Genomic DNA, 351 nt, shown 5'->3' with positions numbered 1-351 from the left:
AAAAAACAATAAATCTTGTATAAATTGTAATAAAATCTTAAAAACAGAAGCCATCAATTAGGGCTTCTGTTTCACTTAATTTAAAGTATTCTAGCCATGATATTTACTTATTTTATACCCGGGAGTTTGACAGTTTAAAAACTTAAAATTTGGCCTTAGCCTTGTCGCTAAGCCTTTTTCTTTGTCAATCTTTTATTATTTTGGACAAGAAAAGATGATCAAGAAATTCTCAGCTGCCAAGTTGACCCCCTAAAAATAAGCAGCGCGTCTTCAATGTCAGCTATCTTTTCTTGCAGGAAATTTTCACCCAACTCGAATTAAAAAAGACCTGCCAGGATACTCAAGCTAAAA

It is taken from the genome of Lactobacillus helveticus DSM 20075 = CGMCC 1.1877 (genome assembly GCF_000160855.1).
Lineage (GTDB): Bacteria > Bacillota > Bacilli > Lactobacillales > Lactobacillaceae > Lactobacillus > Lactobacillus helveticus.
This window is presented reverse-complemented; position numbering follows the sequence as displayed.